At 39.2% G+C, this 20679-nt stretch carries 21 protein-coding genes; 17 read left to right on the top strand and 4 right to left on the bottom strand.

Going from position 1 to position 20679, the window contains the following annotated elements:
• The first annotated feature begins 13 nt into the window (after positions 1 to 13).
• The 16 genes from atpA to CRI88_RS05175 all read left to right on the top strand — a co-directional run bounded on the left by atpA (position 14) and on the right by CRI88_RS05175 (position 13397).
• Positions 14 to 1522 carry a F0F1 ATP synthase subunit alpha gene (gene atpA, locus CRI88_RS05250; protein WP_036123620.1) on the top strand — a complete coding sequence of 503 codons (1509 nt, stop codon included), beginning with the start codon at positions 14 to 16 and terminating at the stop codon, positions 1520 to 1522.
• 47 nt (positions 1523 to 1569) lie between these two features.
• Positions 1570 to 2427 carry an ATP synthase F1 subunit gamma gene (gene atpG, locus CRI88_RS05245; RefSeq protein WP_036123615.1) on the top strand — a complete coding sequence of 286 codons (858 nt, stop codon included), beginning with the start codon at positions 1570 to 1572 and terminating at the stop codon, positions 2425 to 2427.
• 49 nt (positions 2428 to 2476) lie between these two features.
• Positions 2477 to 3892: a F0F1 ATP synthase subunit beta gene (atpD, locus tag CRI88_RS05240; RefSeq protein WP_089932989.1), complete on the top strand. Its 1416-nt coding sequence runs from the start codon at positions 2477 to 2479 to the stop codon at positions 3890 to 3892.
• A 24-nt stretch (positions 3893 to 3916) separates the two neighbouring features.
• The gene (locus tag CRI88_RS05235) at positions 3917 to 4324 is read left to right on the top strand and encodes a F0F1 ATP synthase subunit epsilon (protein WP_036123609.1); all 408 of its coding nucleotides are present in this window, start codon (positions 3917 to 3919) and stop codon (positions 4322 to 4324) included.
• A gap of 69 nt (positions 4325 to 4393) precedes the next feature.
• Positions 4394 to 4633 (top strand): DUF1146 family protein, encoded by a 240-nt coding sequence (locus CRI88_RS05230; RefSeq protein WP_036123606.1) that lies wholly within the window; start codon positions 4394 to 4396, stop codon positions 4631 to 4633.
• A 484-nt stretch (positions 4634 to 5117) separates the two neighbouring features.
• A complete protein-coding gene (gene murA / locus CRI88_RS05225) occupies positions 5118 to 6437 on the top strand; it encodes a UDP-N-acetylglucosamine 1-carboxyvinyltransferase (RefSeq protein WP_036123602.1) in 1320 nt (439 codons plus the stop codon).
• Between the two features lie 82 nt (positions 6438 to 6519).
• Positions 6520 to 7458 carry a stage II sporulation protein D gene (spoIID, locus tag CRI88_RS05220; RefSeq protein WP_101966490.1) on the top strand — a complete coding sequence of 313 codons (939 nt, stop codon included), beginning with the start codon at positions 6520 to 6522 and terminating at the stop codon, positions 7456 to 7458.
• 37 nt (positions 7459 to 7495) lie between these two features.
• On the top strand, positions 7496 to 8173 hold the full coding sequence (locus CRI88_RS05215) for a M23 family metallopeptidase (RefSeq protein ID WP_036123599.1): 678 nt from the start codon (positions 7496 to 7498) through the stop codon (positions 8171 to 8173).
• A 156-nt stretch (positions 8174 to 8329) separates the two neighbouring features.
• Positions 8330 to 8590, top strand: a complete 261-nt coding sequence (locus CRI88_RS05210) for a sporulation transcriptional regulator SpoIIID (protein ID WP_025114760.1) — start codon at positions 8330 to 8332, stop codon at positions 8588 to 8590.
• A gap of 209 nt (positions 8591 to 8799) precedes the next feature.
• Complete coding sequence (locus tag CRI88_RS05205; protein ID WP_036123595.1) at positions 8800 to 9795, top strand: rod shape-determining protein; 996 nt, start codon at positions 8800 to 8802, stop codon at positions 9793 to 9795.
• 21 nt (positions 9796 to 9816) lie between these two features.
• Positions 9817 to 10650 carry a flagellar hook-basal body protein gene (locus CRI88_RS05200; RefSeq protein ID WP_058843804.1) on the top strand — a complete coding sequence of 278 codons (834 nt, stop codon included), beginning with the start codon at positions 9817 to 9819 and terminating at the stop codon, positions 10648 to 10650.
• 25 nt (positions 10651 to 10675) lie between these two features.
• The gene (locus CRI88_RS05195) at positions 10676 to 11515 is read left to right on the top strand and encodes a flagellar hook-basal body protein (RefSeq protein WP_101966465.1); all 840 of its coding nucleotides are present in this window, start codon (positions 10676 to 10678) and stop codon (positions 11513 to 11515) included.
• 47 nt (positions 11516 to 11562) lie between these two features.
• A complete protein-coding gene (locus CRI88_RS05190) occupies positions 11563 to 11847 on the top strand; it encodes a DNA-directed RNA polymerase subunit beta (protein WP_036124463.1) in 285 nt (94 codons plus the stop codon).
• Positions 11848 to 11902: 55 nt separating this feature from the next.
• Complete coding sequence (gene fabZ / locus CRI88_RS05185; protein WP_036124465.1) at positions 11903 to 12346, top strand: 3-hydroxyacyl-ACP dehydratase FabZ; 444 nt, start codon at positions 11903 to 11905, stop codon at positions 12344 to 12346.
• A gap of 147 nt (positions 12347 to 12493) precedes the next feature.
• On the top strand, positions 12494 to 12877 hold the full coding sequence (locus tag CRI88_RS05180) for a hypothetical protein (protein WP_036124467.1): 384 nt from the start codon (positions 12494 to 12496) through the stop codon (positions 12875 to 12877).
• A gap of 109 nt (positions 12878 to 12986) precedes the next feature.
• Positions 12987 to 13397 (top strand): hypothetical protein, encoded by a 411-nt coding sequence (locus CRI88_RS05175; protein ID WP_036124468.1) that lies wholly within the window; start codon positions 12987 to 12989, stop codon positions 13395 to 13397.
• A gap of 445 nt (positions 13398 to 13842) precedes the next feature.
• Here the strand turns inward: CRI88_RS05175 and CRI88_RS22725 are convergent, their stop codons facing one another.
• Positions 13843 to 14808, bottom strand: coding sequence for a nuclease-related domain-containing protein (locus CRI88_RS22725; RefSeq protein ID WP_257982874.1), 966 nt, complete (start codon positions 14806 to 14808; stop codon positions 13843 to 13845).
• Between the two features lie 80 nt (positions 14809 to 14888).
• Positions 14889 to 15314, bottom strand: coding sequence for a YwpF family protein (locus CRI88_RS05165; RefSeq protein ID WP_036124472.1), 426 nt, complete (start codon positions 15312 to 15314; stop codon positions 14889 to 14891).
• 297 nt (positions 15315 to 15611) lie between these two features.
• On the opposite strand from CRI88_RS05165, the gene CRI88_RS05160 reads away from it, so the two are divergent.
• A complete protein-coding gene (locus CRI88_RS05160) occupies positions 15612 to 16010 on the top strand; it encodes a single-stranded DNA-binding protein (protein ID WP_036124475.1) in 399 nt (132 codons plus the stop codon).
• Between the two features lie 248 nt (positions 16011 to 16258).
• On the opposite strand, the gene CRI88_RS05155 is transcribed toward CRI88_RS05160, so the two are convergent.
• Both CRI88_RS05155 and CRI88_RS05150 read right to left on the bottom strand, forming a co-directional pair.
• A complete protein-coding gene (locus CRI88_RS05155) occupies positions 16259 to 19021 on the bottom strand; it encodes a DEAD/DEAH box helicase (protein ID WP_101966464.1) in 2763 nt (920 codons plus the stop codon).
• On the bottom strand, positions 19018 to 20592 hold the full coding sequence (locus CRI88_RS05150) for a hypothetical protein (RefSeq protein WP_101966463.1): 1575 nt from the start codon (positions 20590 to 20592) through the stop codon (positions 19018 to 19020). The genes CRI88_RS05155 and CRI88_RS05150 overlap by 4 nt, the downstream gene beginning before the upstream one ends.
• Between the last annotated feature and the right edge of the window lie 87 nt (positions 20593 to 20679).

Genomic DNA, 20679 nt, shown 5'->3' with positions numbered 1-20679 from the left:
AGAGGTGACATACATGGGCATCAAGGCTGAAGAAATCAGCAGTCTGATTAAACAACAGATTGAGAATTATGAATCTGAACTTAAAGTAAGCGAAGTTGGTACAGTTATCCGTATTGGTGACGGTATCGCTCTTGCTCATGGCCTCGACAACGCCATGGCTGGAGAGCTTTTAGAGTTCTCTAACGGTGTTATGGGTATGGCTCAAAACCTAGAAGAAGGTAACGTTGGTATCGTAATCTTAGGTCCATACACTGACATCAAAGAAGGCGATGAAGTTCGTCGTACAGGTCGTATCATGGAAGTACCAGTTGGTGAAGAACTGATTGGTCGTGTTGTAAACCCACTTGGTCAACCAGTGGATGGACAAGGTCCTATCAACGCTACAAAATCTCGTCCAATCGAAAGCCCAGCTTTCGGTGTAATGGCTCGTAAATCAGTACACGAACCACTACAAACGGGTATTAAAGCGATTGACGCATTAGTGCCAATCGGTCGTGGTCAACGTGAGTTAATCATCGGTGACCGTCAAGTAGGTAAAACATCTGTAGCAATCGATACAATCTTAAACCAAAACGGTGAAAACATGATTTGTATCTATGTTGCAATCGGTCAAAAAGAATCTACTGTACGTGGTGTTGTTGAGACTTTACGTAAACATGGTGCTTTAGATTATACAATCGTTGTAACTGCAGCAGCATCTCAACCTGCTCCATTATTATACTTAGCACCATTTGCTGGTGTTTCTATGGCAGAAGAATTCATGTTACAAGGTAAACACGTTTTAATCGTGTATGATGATCTTTCTAAACAAGCATCAGCTTACCGTGAACTTTCACTTCTTCTACGCCGTCCTCCAGGTCGTGAAGCATACCCTGGTGATGTATTCTACTTACACAGCCGCTTACTTGAACGTGCTGCGAAGTTAAATGAAACTTACAACTGTGGTTCTATCACAGCTCTTCCATTCGTAGAGACACAAGCTGGGGATATCTCTGCATACATCCCAACTAACGTAATCTCAATTACTGATGGTCAAATCTTCTTACAATCTGACTTATTCAACTCAGGTGTACGTCCAGCGATCAACGCAGGTCTTTCAGTATCACGTGTAGGTGGATCAGCTCAAATTAAAGCAATGAAAAAAGTTGCGGGTACACTACGTCTTGACTTAGCTGCATTCCGTGAGCTTGAATCATTTGCTCAATTCGGTTCAGATTTAGATAAAATTACACTTGCTAAACTTGAACGTGGTAAACGTACGGTTGAAGTGCTTAAACAAGACCTAAACAAACCACTTAAAGTTGAAAAACAAGTTGCTATCCTATATGCATTAACTAAAGGTCATTTAGATGATATCCCAGTACAAGATATCGTTCGTTTCGAAAACGAATTCTTAAGCTGGTTAGATTCAAACCACACTAACGTTCTAGATCATGTTCGTACTACAAAAGAGCTTGCTCCGGATGCGGATTATGAAGCAGCAATCAATGCATTCAAGAAAACATTCGCTAAATCAGAATAAGTTCTAGCTAGTCACTTGATTAAAAAACAAAAGGTGGTGAAATACCAGTGGTAAACTTACGCGAAATAAAAGGTCGTATTAATTCAACAAAGAGTACGAAACAAATTACGAAAGCGATGCAGATGGTTTCTTCTTCAAAGTTACGTCGTGCAGAGCAAAATGCTAAAGCTTACGTTCCTTATATGGAAAAAATCCAAGACGTAGTAGGCGCGATTGCAGCAGGTACAAAAGACAGTGGACACCCAATGTTAACTGCTCGTCCTGTAAAGAAAACAGCTTACTTAGTCATTGGTTCTGACCGTGGTCTAGCAGGTGCTTACAACTCAAGTATCCTACGTCAAGTACAACGTACAATTAACGAGCGTCATAAATCAAAAGACGAATACGTTATTTTAGCAGTAGGTCGTGTTGTTCGTGATTACTTTGTGAAACGTGATCATAATGTCATCAGCAGTGTTGTTGCTCTTCCTGACCAACCAACATTCGCTGATATTAAAGAAATCGCTCGTAATGCTGTTGGTATGTTCATTGACGGTACGTATGATGAGCTTTATATGTACTATAATCACTTTGTCAGCGCAATTGCTAACGAAGTGACAGAGAAAAAACTTCTTCCATTAACAGATATCGCACCTGTAAACAGTAAAGCTTCTTATGAATTCGAACCATCTGGCGAAGCAATTCTTGAAGTATTACTTCCACAATACGCGGAAAGCTTAGTTTATGGCGCATTATTGGATGGAAAAGCAAGTGAACATGCTTCTCGTATGACTGCTATGAAAAATGCAACTGATAATGCATCTGATCTTATTGCAGATCTTTCATTGCAATATAACCGTGCACGTCAAGCAGCGATTACACAAGAAATTACAGAAATCGTTGGTGGAGCTGCAGCCTTAGAATAGGCTCAGCTCACCAATGTCGTATAAGAATACGATAGGAGGGTACACAGTAATGAATAAAGGACATGTTATTCAAGTAATGGGTCCAGTTGTCGACGTAAAATTCGAAAACGGCCAATTACCAGCAATCTATAACTCATTAACAGTTAAGATTGAACGTCCTAATGAAGAACCAACAACTCTTGCATTAGAAGTTGCACTTCATTTAGGCGATGATTCTGTTCGTACAATTGCAATGTCATCTACTGATGGCTTACAACGTGGAGCAGAAGTAACAGACTTAGGAAAAGCTATCTCAGTACCAGTTGGTGAAGTGACACTAGGTCGTGTATTCAACGTACTTGGAGAAGTAATTGACTTAGGTGAAGAGATTCCAGCAGATGCTCGTCGTGATTCAATTCACCGCGAAGCTCCATCTTTCGATGAACTTTCAACTACAGTTGAAATTCTTGAAACAGGTATCAAAGTAGTAGACTTATTAGCACCTTATATTAAAGGTGGTAAGATCGGTCTATTCGGTGGTGCTGGTGTAGGTAAAACAGTATTAATCCAAGAATTAATTAATAACATCGCACAAGAGCACTCAGGTATCTCTGTATTTGCTGGTGTAGGTGAGCGTACTCGTGAAGGGAACGACTTATTCTTCGAGATGAGCGATTCAGGCGTTATCAAGCAAACAGCGATGGTATTCGGTCAAATGAACGAGCCTCCTGGTGCACGTATGCGTGTAGCTTTAACTGGTCTTACAATGGCGGAATACTTCCGTGATGAGCAAGGCGCTGACGTACTTTTATTCATCGACAATATCTTCCGTTTCACACAAGCAGGTTCAGAGGTTTCTGCCCTATTAGGTCGTATGCCTTCTGCGGTAGGTTACCAACCAACACTTGCAACTGAAATGGGTAAACTACAAGAACGTATCACATCTACGAACAAAGGATCTGTAACTTCTATCCAAGCGATTTATGTACCAGCCGATGACTATACTGACCCGGCTCCAGCTACAACTTTCGCCCACTTAGATGCAACTACTAACCTTGAGCGTAAATTATCAGAAATGGGTATCTACCCTGCGGTTGACCCATTAGCTTCGACTTCTCGTGCATTATCACCTGAAATCGTAGGCGCTGAGCACTACGCAATTGCTACTGGTGTACAACGTACAATCCAACGTTACCGTGAATTACAAGATATCATTGCAATCTTAGGTATGGATGAGTTATCTGATGAAGACAAACAAACAGTAGAACGTGCTCGTCGTATTCAATTCTTCTTATCACAAAACTTCCACGTAGCGGAACAATTCACTGGTCAAAAAGGTTCTTATGTACCTGTAAAAGAAACTGTTCGTTCATTCAAGGAAATCCTTGATGGCAAATGGGATCACCTTCCAGAAGATGCTTTCCGTCTAGTTGGTTCTATTGATGAAGTAGTTGAAAAAGCGAAAAGCATGGGCGTAGAGGTTTAATACTAGGGACGAGGAGGAAAAAATATGAAGACAGTTCAAGTCAATATTGTCACTCCCGACGGCCCAGTATACGATTCTGAAGTATCAATGGTAATCGCTAAAACAACTTCAGGAGAAATCGGTGTTCTTGCAGGCCATATTCCAATGGTTGCTCCACTTGCAATTGGTGCAGTGAAGCTGAAAAAAGAAAACGGTTCGACTGATATAGTTGCTGTAAGCGGTGGTTTCATTGAAGTTCGTCCAGAAAAGATCTCAATTTTAGCGCCTTCTGCTGAAATTGCTGAAAACATCGATGTTCAACGTGCTAAAGAAGCCGTTAAACGCGCTGAAGGACGTCTTCAAAGTAAACAAGACGACATTGATTTCAAACGTGCTGACCTAGCATTAAAACGTGCGTTGAATCGTATCAACGTTCATGAGGGTAATATCTAATTCATTTTTAACGGGCAGATATAGTATCTGCCCGTTTTTTAAGGTGAAGTAAATTGAAGGAGGGGTAGCATGGAACTGTATGAAGCGATAGGACAAGAAGCATTACTGGGCATTTTATCTCATCTGTTTTTTATTGCTATTACTTTTTACGCATTACAAGCTTTTATGGTGGAGAAACTATTTAAGAAGAATCGAGTATTTCAAATTCAACTTATTTATATTTTACTCAGTATTACGATAGGCTCAGCAGTATCTAATTTCTTTCTCCAAATATCTAGCTGGTCAGGCAAACTTCCCTATTTATTTTAAAGCACTCGTTGTTAAATACTATAAGATTTATGCACCTACATGCTTCAAAGGACTTTATAATACCATTTGTGTGGCCCTTTGAACTATGTATAAAAATCTTCCGTACCAGTTTTGCCTTGGCATCATTACAGCTTACGATGCGTCTGTTATTGGTAAGACGCACGCTAACAAAATATGTACATGATGCATTCATATAGTAAAGGGAATATTTTACTGAATGAAGATAAAATAGGTTTTTTGTGCATATATCTTTGGGTATGTATTGAAAGTGAACGGGTTATTGGTCATTCACAAAAAAAAAATGACAGCGTACAATAAATAAATAGCAAAATATCTAATAATGCCTTAAAATAGTGATTTGGACGCTTGAACGAGCGTTAGAAAAGTTGTACTATAGAGTTGTTTGTTTACTGATTATGACATTATACTTCTTTTTAAAATAAAAATTCGATAGGTTAATAGATTGAATTCGGAGGGACATAGGGTGGATAAAATAATAGTGACTGGCGGCCAAAAACTACAGGGAAAAGTACGTGTAGAGGGCGCAAAAAATGCAGTGTTACCAATCCTTGCGGCAGCTTTACTTGCTTCAAAAGGAGAAAATGTAATTAAAGAAGTCCCTAATTTAGCAGACGTCTTTACAATAAACGAAGTACTTAAAAGTTTAAACGCAGCAGTTACATATATACCTGAAGATAATGCCGTATATATAGATGCAACTAAAGAACTTTCAAGTGAAGCTCAATTTGAATTTGTTAGTAAAATGCGTGCATCTATTTTAGTGATGGGTTCTCTACTTGCTCGTAATGGATATGCTCGCGTGGCACTACCAGGAGGCTGTGCAATCGGTTCTCGTCCAATTGAGTTACACTTAAAGGGCTTCGAAGCTATGGGTGCAAAAATTTCATTTGGTCACGGATATGTAGAGGCAAAAACGGAAGGTCGTTTAAAAGGGGCTAATGTGTATTTAGATTTCCCTAGTGTTGGTGCTACTGAAAATATTATGACAGCCGCATCTTTAGCAGAAGGGACAACTGTAATTGAAAATGCTGCGAAGGAGCCCGAAATTGTCGATCTTGCAAACTTCATCAATAGCATGGGCGGTCGTGTAATTGGTGCTGGTACAAATACAATACGTATCGAAGGAGTCGATACATTATATGGAGTAGAGCACCATATTATTCCCGATCGTATTGAGGCTGGTACATTTATGGTGGCAGCAGCTATTACGAAGGGTGATGTAGTCATTGAAAATGCTGTTCCTGAGCATATGACAGCTTTAATAGCTAAGATGCGTGAAATGGGTGTAGAGATTACTGAACTGGATGAGGGAATCCGTGTACGTGCTCCTCATACATTAAAAGCTGTTGATATTAAAACAATGCCACATCCAGGCTTCCCAACAGATATGCAATCACAAATGATGGCATTAATGTTAACTGCGGAAGGTACGAGTATTATTACAGAAACGGTATTTGAAAATCGTTTTATGCATGTTGAGGAATTCCGTCGCATGAATGCTGGTGCTAAAATAGAAGGACGTTCTGTGTTTATCGAGGGGCCGGTTAATCTTCAGGGAGCTGAAGTAATGGCAACGGATTTACGAGCTGCGGCTGCCCTAATTTTAGCAGGTCTTGTATCTGAAGGAATAACACGTGTGACGAAGCTTCATCATTTAGACCGTGGTTATGTTGATTTCCATGGCAAGCTAGCATCGCTTGGTGCCAACATTGAACGTATTACTGAACTTACTGAAGAAGTAGTGACAGTTGAAGACACAATAATTGAATTACCTACAAACTAAATGGATTTCTCAACCCTTTGCTTTTGGAGCAGAGGGTTTTTTGTTTGCTCATAACTTTAAGAGATCTAGCATATTATTCCTTATGAAAAAATGGATGATTAGTATAGGTGTCATTTGTTTGATTGGAGTATTATACATGCTTCCTGTTATAGGGCTTAGTGAAAGACGAGAGGCTGTCAAACCTCCAACTAGTGATGAGAATGCCTGTGAAATATTTATAGAAGTGGAGGGACAAGAGGAAAAAATCCCTTTGGAAACGTATATTACAGGTGTTGTTGCAGCGGAAATGCCTGTTTCTTTTAAAAAGGAGGCATTGAAAGCCCAAGCGATTGCAGCACGCACATATGCACTGAAAACGACAAATTACGGTAAAACTGCAATTGCTCCAACTGTGGCAAGGCAAGTTTTTTATGATGAGGAGCAAAGAAAGGCGAATTGGGCTAGCAATTTCCTGGGAAATGAAAAGAAAATTGTCGAAGCAATCAATGAAACGAAAGGACAAGTTCTTCTTTATAATAAGGAACTAATTACAGCCATGTTTCACTCGACAAGCAATGGTAAAACAGAAAGTGCCTTTGGCTATAGTGGGAATGATATTCCATATTTGAAAAGTGTTGCAAGTATCTCAGATCAAGCATCACCGAAGTTTGAGGCTCAGCAAGAATGGACATTAGCACAATGGAATAAGTTGTGGCCTGTACAGTGGCAAGCTAGTGATTTTAATCGTATCCAGCTATTTTACAATGAGTCAGGGCGAGTAGAGCGTTTACAGTTAGGGAGCAATGTCTGGACTGGTAGAGAGGTTAGAACACTTCTTGGCATACCATCAACTGATTTTACAATTGTCTATGACGCGAAGACAAGAAAGGTCCATGTGACAACCCAAGGTTATGGTCATGGCGTGGGCATGAGTCAATATGGCGCTGAGGCAATGGCAAACGAAGGGAAAACGGCTGCCGAAATTTTACACTATTATTATCAAGATATTGAAATAAAAAAAATAGATGCATGTTTAAAATAACTTCTAGTTGTTCACACTGCAACTAGAGGTGATGAAAATGAGAGAGGATAAAAACAATAAAACTTCTCAAAACCAAAATCCAAATCAAAAGGAAAATGGTCAATTACAAAAGAAACCTTGGTTTTGGCCAGCAGTTTACACAGGTGGTGCACTAGTTCTAGCAGGATTGTTATTTGGTTACAATAGTCTCGTATCAAAAGTAGAAGAGGCTCCTTTACCAGATTTAGCGGAAGTTGATCCAGGTCCTGTAGTAGAAACAAATGCACGTACTGAAAACATGAAGTACCCATTCAAAGAAGAGAGTCTTAGTAAAGTACAAGTTTTACAAGAGTTCTACGAGTTAGAGGCAAATGAAGAGTCCCGTGAAAATGCACTAATGGTATTTAATCAAACATTTACAACGTCTTCTGGTATCTCTATCGCTATGAATGGTGAAGAATTTGAAGTACTAGCTGCTATGAGTGGTAAAGTACTAGAGGTAAAACTAGACGCATTTACAGGCAATAAGATTGTAATTGAGCATCCAAACGGTATGCAAACACATTATAGCTCTGTAAAGGATATCGCTGTTAAAGAAGGCGATGAGGTTACACAAGGTCAGGCATTAGGAAAAGCAACTGATAACGAGTGGAATCAAGCGGCTGGCGTCCACATGCATTTCGAAGTTCTTGAAGACGGAAAATATATTAATCCGAAAAAATTACTAGCTTTTTAATTCGAAAAGCTAGTAACGCATAAAAAGTCAGCATTTTATCAGGAAAATGCAAAAAATGTTCTGAATAGCTTTGTCCTTACATAAGGTGAAGAAATGCGCAAATGTGCATCTGATTGCCAAAGCATTTTGTGAAATTGTGTGGAAAGGACGAAGAAAGTGCATGAGCACATTCGGAAGCGCTGCATACGCCTCGGTGAATTACTGATTGAGACGCGTGAGACTGTGCGTGTCCTCGCGAAAATGACTGGTTATTCAAAAAGTACGGTGCACAAGGATTTAACAGAGCGATTACCAACAATTCATGAAGGATTAGCTGACCAAGTGAAAGAAATACTCGCCTACCATAAGGCCGTACGTCATATTCGTGGAGGAGAAGCAACGAAAAACAAGTGGAAAGAGAGAGCGAGTCAAGACTGATTCGTTCTTTTTTATTGTCTTGGAAATGTATTTATGACGAATTCTATGGAATAGTAATTCTATATTATAGCCGTTCATAACCTGAAAAGAAAACAGTCTCATTCACTAAATTTAGGTGAAATTACCAATAGAATATGATAAAATATTCTAGATAAAGAGATAAAATGAACGTTATGTAGTTGGAACTGGCGGGAAGGAGAAATTATAGAATGTTTTCGAAAGATATTGGCATTGACTTAGGAACTGCGAACGTATTAATCCACGTTAAAGGTAAAGGAATCGTCCTAAATGAACCATCTGTGGTGGCGATTGACAAAAAGACAAACAAAGTATTAGCGGTAGGGGAAGAAGCTCGCCAAATGGTAGGGAGAACGCCAGGTAATATTACAGCAATTCGCCCACTAAGAGATGGAGTCATTGCAGATTTTGATGTGACAGAGGCGATGTTAAGACATTTCATCAATAAATTAAATGTAAAAGGATTTTTGGCGAAGCCACGAATTTTAATTTGCTGTCCAACGAACATCACAAGTGTTGAGCAAAAAGCAATCCGTGAAGCCGCAGAAAAATCTGGCGGTAAAAAAGTATATTTAGAGGAAGAACCAAAAGTAGCTGCTATCGGTGCAGGCATGGATATCTTCCAACCAAGTGGTAATATGGTAGTCGATATAGGTGGCGGAACAACAGATATCGCAGTTCTATCAATGGGTGATATTGTAACAAGTGAATCCATTAAAGTAGCAGGAGATGTGTTTGATAACGACATTTTGCAATATATTAAAAAAGAATATAAATTGCTAATTGGTGAACGTACAGCAGAAGCAATCAAGATGACAATTGGTACAGTTTTCAAAGGTAGCCGCAACGATACAATGGATATTCGTGGTCGTGACATGGTAACAGGTTTACCACGTACTATTACAATTCATTCCGAGGAAATTGAACGAGCATTGCACGAGTCTGTAGCGATGATTGTCCAATCAGCAAAAAATGTCTTAGAAAAAACACCACCTGAGCTATCAGCCGATATCATTGACCGTGGCGTTATTATTACGGGTGGCGGTGCACTATTACATGGAATGGATCAGCTATTAATAGAAGAGTTAAAGGTACCTGTCTTCGTTGCAGAGAGACCTATGGATTGTGTAGCAATTGGTACGGGAATAATGCTAGAAAACATTGATCGTGTGCCAGCATCCTTATAAAAATAAAATGAGGTGATTTCTTTGTTTAAAGGGTTTTATACAGTTGCAACAGGTATGATCACGCAACAAAGAAGAACAGAATTACTAACAAATAATTTATCAAATGCGAATACACCAGGATTTAAAGCAGATCAATCAACTATTCGCTCATTTCCAGACATGCTAATGTCTAGTATTGGTAAAACAAATGCTCCCGCCAATCAACAAGCAGGCGCTGAATATATGAGTCAAGTAGGAGCTTTAAATACAGGAACATATTTACAAGAAACATTGCCAAATTACATACAAGGCCAAATCTATAGCACTGATTTTACAACAGATATGGCGCTAATTGATGGAAACTTACCACAAAACGAAGATGGGATTACGGGGTCAATTTTCTTCCGTCTAGAACATCCAGCTGGTGGTGAGGCCTATACACGTAATGGTAATTTCACATTAGATGGTCAAGGCTATTTAGTAAACGGGCAGGGTCTATACGTACTCAATGATGCAGGACAACGTATCCAGCTTCCAAACGATGATTTTCGCCTCGATGAAAATGGAGCCATTTTTGTAAACGATCAGCAAGTAGCACGAGTTGGCGTATCATATGCTGCTAATCCGAACATGCTACGTAAACAGGATAATGGTCTTATTCGTACAGAAAATGGTGAGAACTTACCAACAGCCTATGGTGCGAATGGCGTTTCCTTTACGCTACGTCAAAACTTTTTAGAAGGTTCAAACGTAGATTCTGGTCGCACAATGACAGATTTAATGACAGCCTACCGAGCATTCGAAGCAAATCAAAAAGTATTACAAGCTTATGATCGCAGCATGGAAAAGGCAGTGAATGAAATCGGGAAAATCTAACGGGCGAACAGGAGGCGTTTTATAAATGCTACGTACAATGATGACAGCAACGAACACGATGGGTCAATTACAAAATAAACTAGATACAATTAGTAATAATATTGCTAATAGTAGTACAACCGGTTATAAAACGAAGGAAGCATCCTTCAATGAACTACTTTATCAGCAATTTAACAATGATAAGCAGGACCGAGCTGAACGTCAAACACCAGTTGGTATTCGTTATGGATCTGGTGCCATGCTTGGACAAATTAAATCCAATGAAAAGCAAGGCTCATTACAAACAACGAATCGAGATTTAGACTTTGCTTTCACAAAAGCAAAACAATATTTCAATATTTTAATGCCAAATGGTGAAAATGGAACTGAAACAGTGTATACTCGACAAGGTGACTTTTATTTATCTCCGTTGAATAACGGAACAGTAATGCTCGTAACGGCAGAGGGTTATCCCGTAGCCAATGCAGCAGGACAAGCTATTACATTACCAGATACTGTTCAAAAGTTTGCCGTTCGAGATGGTGGTGTTTTAGAAGCATCTTATCCAAATGGTGATATCATTCGTACGGATTTAGCTGTAACAGAATTCCAAAAACCACAATTAATGGAACATATTTCTGGTTCTTATGTTGGTTTACCAGACAATCTAGCTGAACTTGGCTTTACACAAGCGGAAGTTTTGACAGAGCTTGTGGGTGCGAACCGTCAGCAAATTGGCATGCAAAGTGGTACACTAGAAATGTCCAATGTAAATCTCTCAAAGGAAATGACAGAACTAATACAAACTCAACGTTCTTATCAGTTCAATGCAAGGGCGGTTACATTAGCAGATCAAATGCTAGGACTAATTAACGGCATTCGATAAAAAGTCATCCAAAAACACATAGTTAGGAATGAAGAGGAGTACAATCTATGACAAACGATTCACGTCGACGTTCTGTGCCGACACAAGAAACCGATACGCAACCAGAAAAGAAAGAACGCCGCTCAAATGGAGAGCAACGCGAGGTTCGCTGGGTGCAAATCCGACTGATTCCGATTTGGTTACGCATTGTAATTGTTCTCGTCTTAGTCGTTGCTGCCGCAGCATTAGGCGCAATGTTTGGCTTCAGTGTGATTGGAGAAGGCAATGCTATGGATATTTTTAAAAGGGACACATGGCAGCATATATTTGATATTATGAACGGTAAAGAATAGCAATATTCTTTACCTTACTTTGTGTATACATACTTAATTTCGAGGGGGAAATTACATGTTAACAGCAGAACAAATTCAAGCAATTTTACCACATCGCTATCCTTTTTTATTCGTTGATCGCATTGTTGAATTAGATGAAGGTAAACGCGCAGTAGGTTTAAAAAATGTTTCGATCAATGAAGACTTCTTTAATGGACACTTCCCAGGCTATCCTGTAATGCCAGGTGTATTAATTGTAGAGGCATTAGCACAAGTGGGTGGAGTCGCTTTATTAAATGCAGAAGAATTCAAGGGACGTTTAGCCTTTTTAACAGGTGTGGATAATTGTCGTTTCAAGCGTCAAGTAGTTCCTGGCGACCAACTTAAATTGGAAGTAGAATTTGTTAAACTTCGTGGCGCAATGGGTAAAGGTCATGGTATAGCGACTGTAGATGGAGAACTTGTATGTGAAGCCGATATTCTATTTGCGATTGGACCTGAACAGCCTAAACAAGCCTAATTTGCATTTGTAGACCAAAAGATATAAAATAGATAAAGTCAAGTTAAAAGTTGATTAGTAGGTTCTTAAATTGCAGTGACGAAAAAGCGTTTGGGAATTGAAATAGATGTAATTTTTAGGTTTTACAAACGTAGGAGGATTATTAAGATGTATAAGGAATTGTCTTCAGGTATTAAAATTAGCATTACTCGTTCGATTTCGACATCTTTTGAAGCATACTTAGCAAGTATTGGTTGGGATGAAGAGCGTTTTTCTATGGAAGACTTCATTGCAAGCTGGCAGACTTATTTTCAGGAGAATGCCGCATGGATCGAAAAAATCCCTGCTGATATATTGTTGAGTGCACAGTTTCATGAAGAGATGGCACAAAAAATCGATGAGGTCATTGCTAAAATTTTAAATGAAGAACCAACAGCGCAGCAGATCGAAACAATCGAGGCATTGCAAAAAGAGCTAGGCACAAACTATAGCTATGACTGTAAAGCAGAAGCAGCATACATTGAACAAGTATTAAAAGAAAAACAAAAATAGTTTGTACAAATATCGGATAGTTCCCTCCTTTCCCGGGCAATCTATGTAGGATCACAAATACACACGATGTATTTGCTGACATAGTACCCAAGAAAGGAGGTTTTTTACTATGTGGAAAATGTCATTTTTAACCATTATTCTTGCAACTGTATTCCTTGGAGGATGTAACTGGGGAAATAATGCAGTCGAAGATCACCCTGTTCGAGACGTCGAAAATGACGTTCGTCGTGGTGTAGACAATGTGGAAGATGCATTAGACCCGAATAATCGTGACGATGCATACGATCGCAACGTAGATGGTACTAACCGAGGTACTGTTAACGAAAATACAACATTGCCTGAAGCGACAACACCTGGATCAAATGCCGATATCAACAGCACAAACGGCTATGACAACGTACCAAATGCTAATGGTGTAAACGGTGTTGAACGTAATGACAACGTAAACAATAATAATGATATTGTCGACGATAAAGTCAAAGACACTGAAAAGTACCGTGATGGTATGAACAACCGATAACATAAAAAAGAGTGTTTCCTAAATGGAAAACACTCTTTTTTGATAAAAAGAAGCGAATACTCGCGGAAGAAAGGTAAATACTCGCGGAAGAAAGGTAAATACTCGCGGAAGAAAAGTGAATACTCGCGGAAGAAAAGTGAATACTCGCGGAAGGAAGGTGAATACTCGCGGAAGGAAGGTGAATACTCGCGGAAGAAAGGTAAATACTCGCGGAAGAAAGGTAAATACTCGCGGAAGAAAGGTAAATACTCGCGGAAGGAAGGTGAATACTCGCGGAAGGAAAGTGAATACTCGCGGAAGGAAAGTGAATACTCGCGGAAGGAAAGCGAATACTCGCGGAAGGAAGGCGAATACTCGTGGAAGAAAGGTGAATACTCGCGAAAGCGAAGTGTATGCCCCATGAGCGTTGCAAATACTCTCGCCAGAGAAGCGAGCCAATCAACCCTCAAAAAAATCTCTTCATGTAATCCAATAAATTTTCAGGTAAATGGTAAACACGATTTTTATAGGTTCCGGTATAAGGGAACTGAAATTTCTGAAGCAATCGTGTAGCTGTATCGATAGAATCAATTTTGAAAAATTTACGTAACTGTTGATTAGTAATAGAATGGCTAACCAATAGTTGATAATCGAGCATGGCTTCTGCAAAAATTTCTATACTCCGATAATGACAAAATGAACATTTCCAAATGCCTCGATAGAAATACATATTATGTTGATAGGAACATTTAGGACAAAGCACACCATGCCGAAATCGTGATGGGGCAATCGAAGTTTGAATGTGAGGGATCGTTTGTTTGGAGAGAAGCCCTTGAACCAGTAGAGCTAATTGATCATCTGTTAGCATTTTTTGAGGATGCTTTTTAAAAAGTGACTGGAGATGTTGATGAAGACCTGACACATGAAAAATAGGGAGCACTTTAGAAGGATTAACGATGATCGCTGAAGAGTTTGCTATAACAACGGCACCTTCAATGGGGAGTGAGTAAGAAAGACTTTTAAGAAAACGCATATGACGCTCAGTTTGGGTAAACGCATTTGGAAATCCTTCTACTGTGCCATCTGCCTTTGTGCGTGTACATTGATGTGTGAGTTGATTAAATTCTAGTCGACCATGAATATTTTTAATTTCTAAAACGAAGATAAATTGAGGGCAAATAAAAAGTGTATCAAGCTGATGCATATGTTGAGCAGTGTTCTTGAGACACAAATTATGTAATACGAAAAAAGTATTTGGACATAGTAATTCATGCCATTCGCGGTCCACTTTTTGTTCACCGGCAAAACCTGCATCCAGTCGGCGATATTGTTCCTGATAATAGTGAAACTCAACATCATTCTTTAAAAGCCTCCTCATCACAGCCTCAAGCCATAATAATTTTAAAGGCTTCTCTCTGATAGCAATAACCAAATATAACGCTCCTTTTTAAATAGTATTGTACTGAAAAAAGGCAGCTTGTCCAATAAAAAAACGATGCAAAATTCGCATCGCTAATCATTTTTTAATTTTGGTCGCTGCTTCATATCTTTCGTAAAGCGCTCCAGTAAATCCTCTAGGGATACACCCTCAGCAAGTAGCTCGGAAAGCAATTGTTCAGCATATTTAGAGCGTTTAATTTTGAGTGTTCCTTTTAATAGTACTGAAACATGATCACCAATTTCTTGAACTGTATGTACGATTACCTGAAAAGGAGCGGGTTCATTATCTGGAAATGAAATAACTGCACGGACATTGCAGACTGTAGCATTTACTAAGAGCTCATCAAAGGTTGAGCGATATTGTTTTTCCATAAACAATTCTAGTATCCAAGATTGATGGCTGTTTTCCTGATTAATAATAATGCCATCGACTAAAGGGAATGGTTGTACGCCATCTTTCGTGACAAGGTCAAAGGAAAGCATTTTAAATGTTTTCATTATGTATATTCCTCCTAAGTCTGTCATTCTTTTATTATAACACATGAAGTAGTGACTGTTTGTTATGTGCACCTGTGACGATATTTCAAAACCTGCGAAAATGCTGATTTCATGAAATAGCATTTGCCATTACAGCCCAAAGCATTCAGCTAGAAAATTAAAAAAAATTAGCAAATTAAAAATGCTAATTTACCCAATTTATGCTGCAAAACAGAAGGAAATTTATAATATCGGATTTTGCCAATGCGGATATCCTTTTGTAAGATGAAAGCAATCCAACAGAAAGGTGGTGAACGAATGAATCAAGTCGGACTGGTCGGAAGGTTTACGAAAGATCCGGTGTTACGTTACTTATCTGGAAATCGTGTACAGACTCATTTTTCATTGGCCATTAACCGCAATTTTAAAAACAATCGTGGAGAAGTAGATGCAGACTTTATTTTCTGTACAGCTTGGGGAAGGCTAGCAGAACATATCGTCAAATATTGCGGTAAAGGCTCTTTAATCGGTGCAAATGGTCGTATTCAAACAAGATCATTTGTAAATGAAGAAAACACTAAGATTTTTATGACAGAGGTGGTTGTAGAAGATATACGATTTTATCATCTCAAACAAAGGAATAGTGACGAAACGGCTATTGTACCGCCACAGCCACCGAATGAACAGGAAGACTTAAAAGATTTTGTTTTACCATAGACAAGCTATTTACATACGGAGCAAGAGAAATATCGTTGTCTGATCCGCCATTCTCCTTATATTTCTTGCACCGTAGCAACAGAAAGGAATGATGTATACACATATTAAAAAGACATTGCTGAAGACCGCACAGCAATGGCTGTTTTGACACAACTAAATAAGAATGTTTGAAGTAAGTAGGGATAAGAAGTAACGAGGTTCCACTAAAAGAGCGCCAAGAACAATGTAGCTCTTGGCGCATCTAATTACTATATGTCCAATGTTATTAGATCACGAAGTTCTTGATCTTCTAACTCGGTCAACCACTGGCTTGATTGAATGAGTTCTTCGGATAATGCAGATTTCTGCACCAGCATTTTATCAATTTTTTCTTCAATTGTACCGATCGTTACAAATTTATGGACCTGCACAAATTGTGTCTGCCCAATGCGATAAGCACGATCAGTTGCTTGATTTTCGACAGCGGGGTTCCACCAGCGATCTGCATGTAAAACATGATTAGCAGCTGTTAAATTAAGACCTGTTCCACCTGCTTTTAAGGAAAGAATAAATATAGGGAAGTCTCCTGCCTGAAAAGCCTCTACTAAGCGGTCACGCTGCTGCTTAGGCATAGCACCAGTTAAAAACGGTGCATCCACATTGTATAGTTCACTTAAACAATGCTGTAGCAATTGCCCCATTCCGATATACTGTGTAAAGATAAGGCATTGTTCGCCATTGTCCACAATCTCTGCTGCCATTTGTACAATGCGCTCTAGCTTAGTCGAACGTGCAAGCATTGTTTCGGCATCCTCGAAAGATTCCTTTAAATATAAGGCAGGATGATTACATAGTTGCTTTAACTTACTAAGCATCTTTAAAACACGTCCCTTTTTTTGAAAACCTGTTAACTGTTCTAGCTGATCGAGTGTCTCTAAAATATATCCTTCATAGAGAGAAGCTTGCTCGGCTGTTAATGGACAGTATTCGTTCGATTCTAGCTTATCTGGTAAGTTAAGCTGTAAATGTGGATCACGCTTTGTACGACGCAATAAGAAAGGTTGAATTTTAGCTCGTAACTTCTGCTTATGTGATTCAGACTCGTCTCGTTCAATAGGCAAAATAAATTCTTCATTGAAGCGACCAAAGCTACCTAAATAACCCTTATGAATGAAATCAAAAATAGCCCATAGCTCAGATAAGCGGTTTTCTACAGGTGTTCCTGTAAGGGCAATATGATGGTCTCCTAACAATTTACGAATGGCTCTTGATTGTAAGGTCTGCATGTTTTTTATATTTTGAGCTTCATCGAGCACAACAGTTGCCCATTCTATATTCTGTAAAAATTCAGTATCCTGTGACACAGTACCATAGGTTGATAAAATAACATGTGGTTTTTCGGCAGTCACTAGCTCTTTAAAATCCTCATCCTTAGCTCGATTTGTCTGATAATGCGTATGCACAATCAGTGAAGGGGCAAATCGAGCGAGTTCTTTTTGCCAGTTACCGAGGACTGAGGTTGGACAAATAATAATGGTTGGCTTCGTATAATCAGCTGCTGTCTCATAAATATGAAGTAAATAGGTGATTAGTTGCACCGTTTTCCCAAGTCCCATATCATCGGCTAGACATGCACCAAAACCTTGTTCGCGCATAAAGATTAACCATTCAAAGCCCTCTTGTTGGTAAGGACGTAATTCGGTTTGTAAGGATAAAGGAATCGGTACTGCTGGCAAGCCCTTCTTCTCCAAAAGCTGCTCCATATATGATTTTAATGATTGTTGTATTTCCAGTGCGAAAATTGGATCATCTCTTAGCGCATCATCGGCATCTTCTTCGAGAGGAGCAGACAAGTCCTCGGGTAATTCTCTAAACAACAATTCTCGAACAGTCCAACTTTCATCTTCTGCCTGCTGCATTAGTTCACGCATTTCGTGCATCCAATTGGCATCGACTCGGAACCATTCCGTACCTATACGAATAAATTCACGTTTCTCATCCACCAGCTTTTTAAATTGCTCAGCTGAAATCGTTTGCCCATTCATAGAAAATTGCCATTTAAACGTTAAAATATCATCTAATCCTGCTACCTTCTTTGTGGAGACATTGTTAGTTGTTACACGTACACGTAATTTGGATTGTTTTAAATCTTTTAGCCATGCAGGGAGTACAACATCAAAACCAAGTGCCTGTAATCTGGCGAGATCCTCACGTAAAAAAGACCGTACTTCTGAGTCCTCCAATGTCACACGAATAAAGGTATCACTTCTGATATCGTCATTGGATAGAAGATTCACAATTTGTTGTTGCTGTTGTTCAATTTCAGTGGCGAACATTCGCCATTTCGTAGGAAGCGCCTCTTCAATTGGTAAGGATTGCTTACGAATAGCAGGAGTCCAGTAGTTTTTTGTCGTAGCCGTGCTGAGCACTGTTTCTAATAACCAGACATCTGCTTCATCTTCTGGCTCACTTAACCGTAAAGAAACTGAAACTGCACCGGCTTGACGAGCCTGATCCAATGGCCAGCCACCACGTAAGAAAAAGGGTAGAAGTTTTGGTAAATCAGCTAGTATTAGACCAACCTGTGAAAGCTTTTGCTGAACAGCTATTTCTAATAATGCTGTATCGACGTGAGCAATAGGAAAAGTTAGCGAAGAAAAATCTTCCGCAATGACAGCGTGTGACCAAAGTGAAGGCTCCTGCCAGTATTCCTGTAACGCCAGTACTTTTCCGAGCCATTCCTTACTTTCATCATTTGCACCAAGCCAATTAATAAAGGGATGTTGGAAGCTTGATGAAAAAATATCAAGTAATTCAGCAGTAGAAACCTCAATCGTGAAATCAGTCCGACTGGTTAATAAGCCATAGACATTTGCTTCATAGGTAAAGAATAATGAAGAAATTAATGTATCGGCGTCGATTGTCGTACCATTTGCAGTAAAACCCTGCAACGTAAAATATCCTTCCCGCGCTACATCAATACGAAGTTGTTGAGTTTGGGAAAAGGCGGAAGGAGCATTTATTGTCATCATACTAAGTTTCCTTTCTCAATTTCTTCTTGTAACGCACGTAATCGTTTATATTCTGCACGAATGGTTTGCATATATGTTTCAAAATAAGCTGTTTTGCCAGCTCGTTTTGCGGCACTACGCATACTTTTCCAAATACGCACAGCTTGCTTATAATTCATACGTGATTTTTGTGAAATTTCAGCCATTGCATAGACATGGTATAAAGGTAAAACAGTAGCTGGTTCAATCTGTAAGACGTCCTTTAATCCACACATTTCTAAATAGGATAGAGATGAAGGATTTAATTGATGGAGAGCAGCCCATTCACGGTAACGTCCTTTTTTAATTAAAAACGATGAAAATGGCTGAAGCCCATACACACCAAATGCACTGTATAACATTGCTTCCTCTTCCTCAGTAAGCTGTATGTCATCAAATAAAAGCTGAAATTGCCTTACGTACTGGGCTCTTTGAACGACTGGTACGACTTCCTGTAGGAAGGCTTCAGTCAAAGGTAATATAGCTCGTAAAATGACAGCTAATGAATAGGACTCACCAGCACGTTGAGCAAAAGTAGCCAGTTCAAATAAATCCTGCATTTGCGGTAAATCAATCTGTGCCAAATTTTCGAGCAGCAGATCCTCCTTTTGTAATAACACATAAAATAATAGCTTTAATGATTGCAAAGAAATTTCTTCCGAACGGTTTTCTAGATTATTTAAATAAGTTAATTCCTGCTGGCGTCGAGGCTTCTCATAAAAAAGCACTGCCCAAAGCAGCATATATAGACGAAGTCGATGGGCAAACAGCCCTTGTCGTTCTAATAAAAATTCCCTTACTAGCTCTTGAATGGCATCATAAAAAGGATCAGTCGCAAAAAGACGTGACCGATTCGTTAACTCAGTAAGAATGCTTTCAAAGGATTGCATGCTTTGATCGATAAAGTATTTCATATATGGAGAATCTAATGAATGCCCAGCTGTTGCATTTAAATGCCGCCATATAGTATTTAAAATAGCTAATTCCATATAGAGCTTATAAAGGGGCTGCCATTCACGTTCAAAGGGCATATGTCGGCGAAGACGCTCCAATGCATCTGTTCTTACAGCAGAAAGCCCATAGCCCTCTAATACTCGGCCAGATGGTAATAAGCGCTTCATTACTTCATCAACCATCATCGACCAGCTTTGTGGTCTACGTTCTTCTGCTAAGGTTTTTAGCTGGACCGATTTTTGAGCACGCCAAGTACTCGACCAATTTTGCACGGAGTCAAAGTATTGGTAGAGAGCGAGTAAAGCACCTACTTGATGTCGACACCATTTAGGTTGTGGACAGTTACAATGTAGCTCTTCCTTGTAAAAATCAATTTCAACAGAAGCGGGTCTGACATCCTGAACACTTGCATATAATATAGAACTTGTTCCATTAAAACGTTCAAAAACAATGGATTTATTTCTTACAGAAAAGACAGCACGACGCACTAGTTCTTCATCTTCCGTAGAGGAAGGATGTAGCCCTTGTTCAGCTTCTTTTAATTTAGTCAGCACAAATACTTGATGTTCTTTAGCTATTTGCGATATAGACAATGCCATAACCTCACTCCTTTCATCATGTATGGCTATGTTTAACATTGTTAATTGTAAGAATGAAAAAAAGACTGTCCTTCCATTATACGATTA

This window comes from Lysinibacillus fusiformis (genome assembly GCF_002845985.1).
In the GTDB taxonomy this organism is placed as follows: Bacteria; Bacillota; Bacilli; order Bacillales_A; family Planococcaceae; genus Lysinibacillus; species Lysinibacillus fusiformis_D.
Note: the sequence above shows the minus strand (reverse complement) of the source record. Positions and strands in the feature narration are given on the sequence as shown.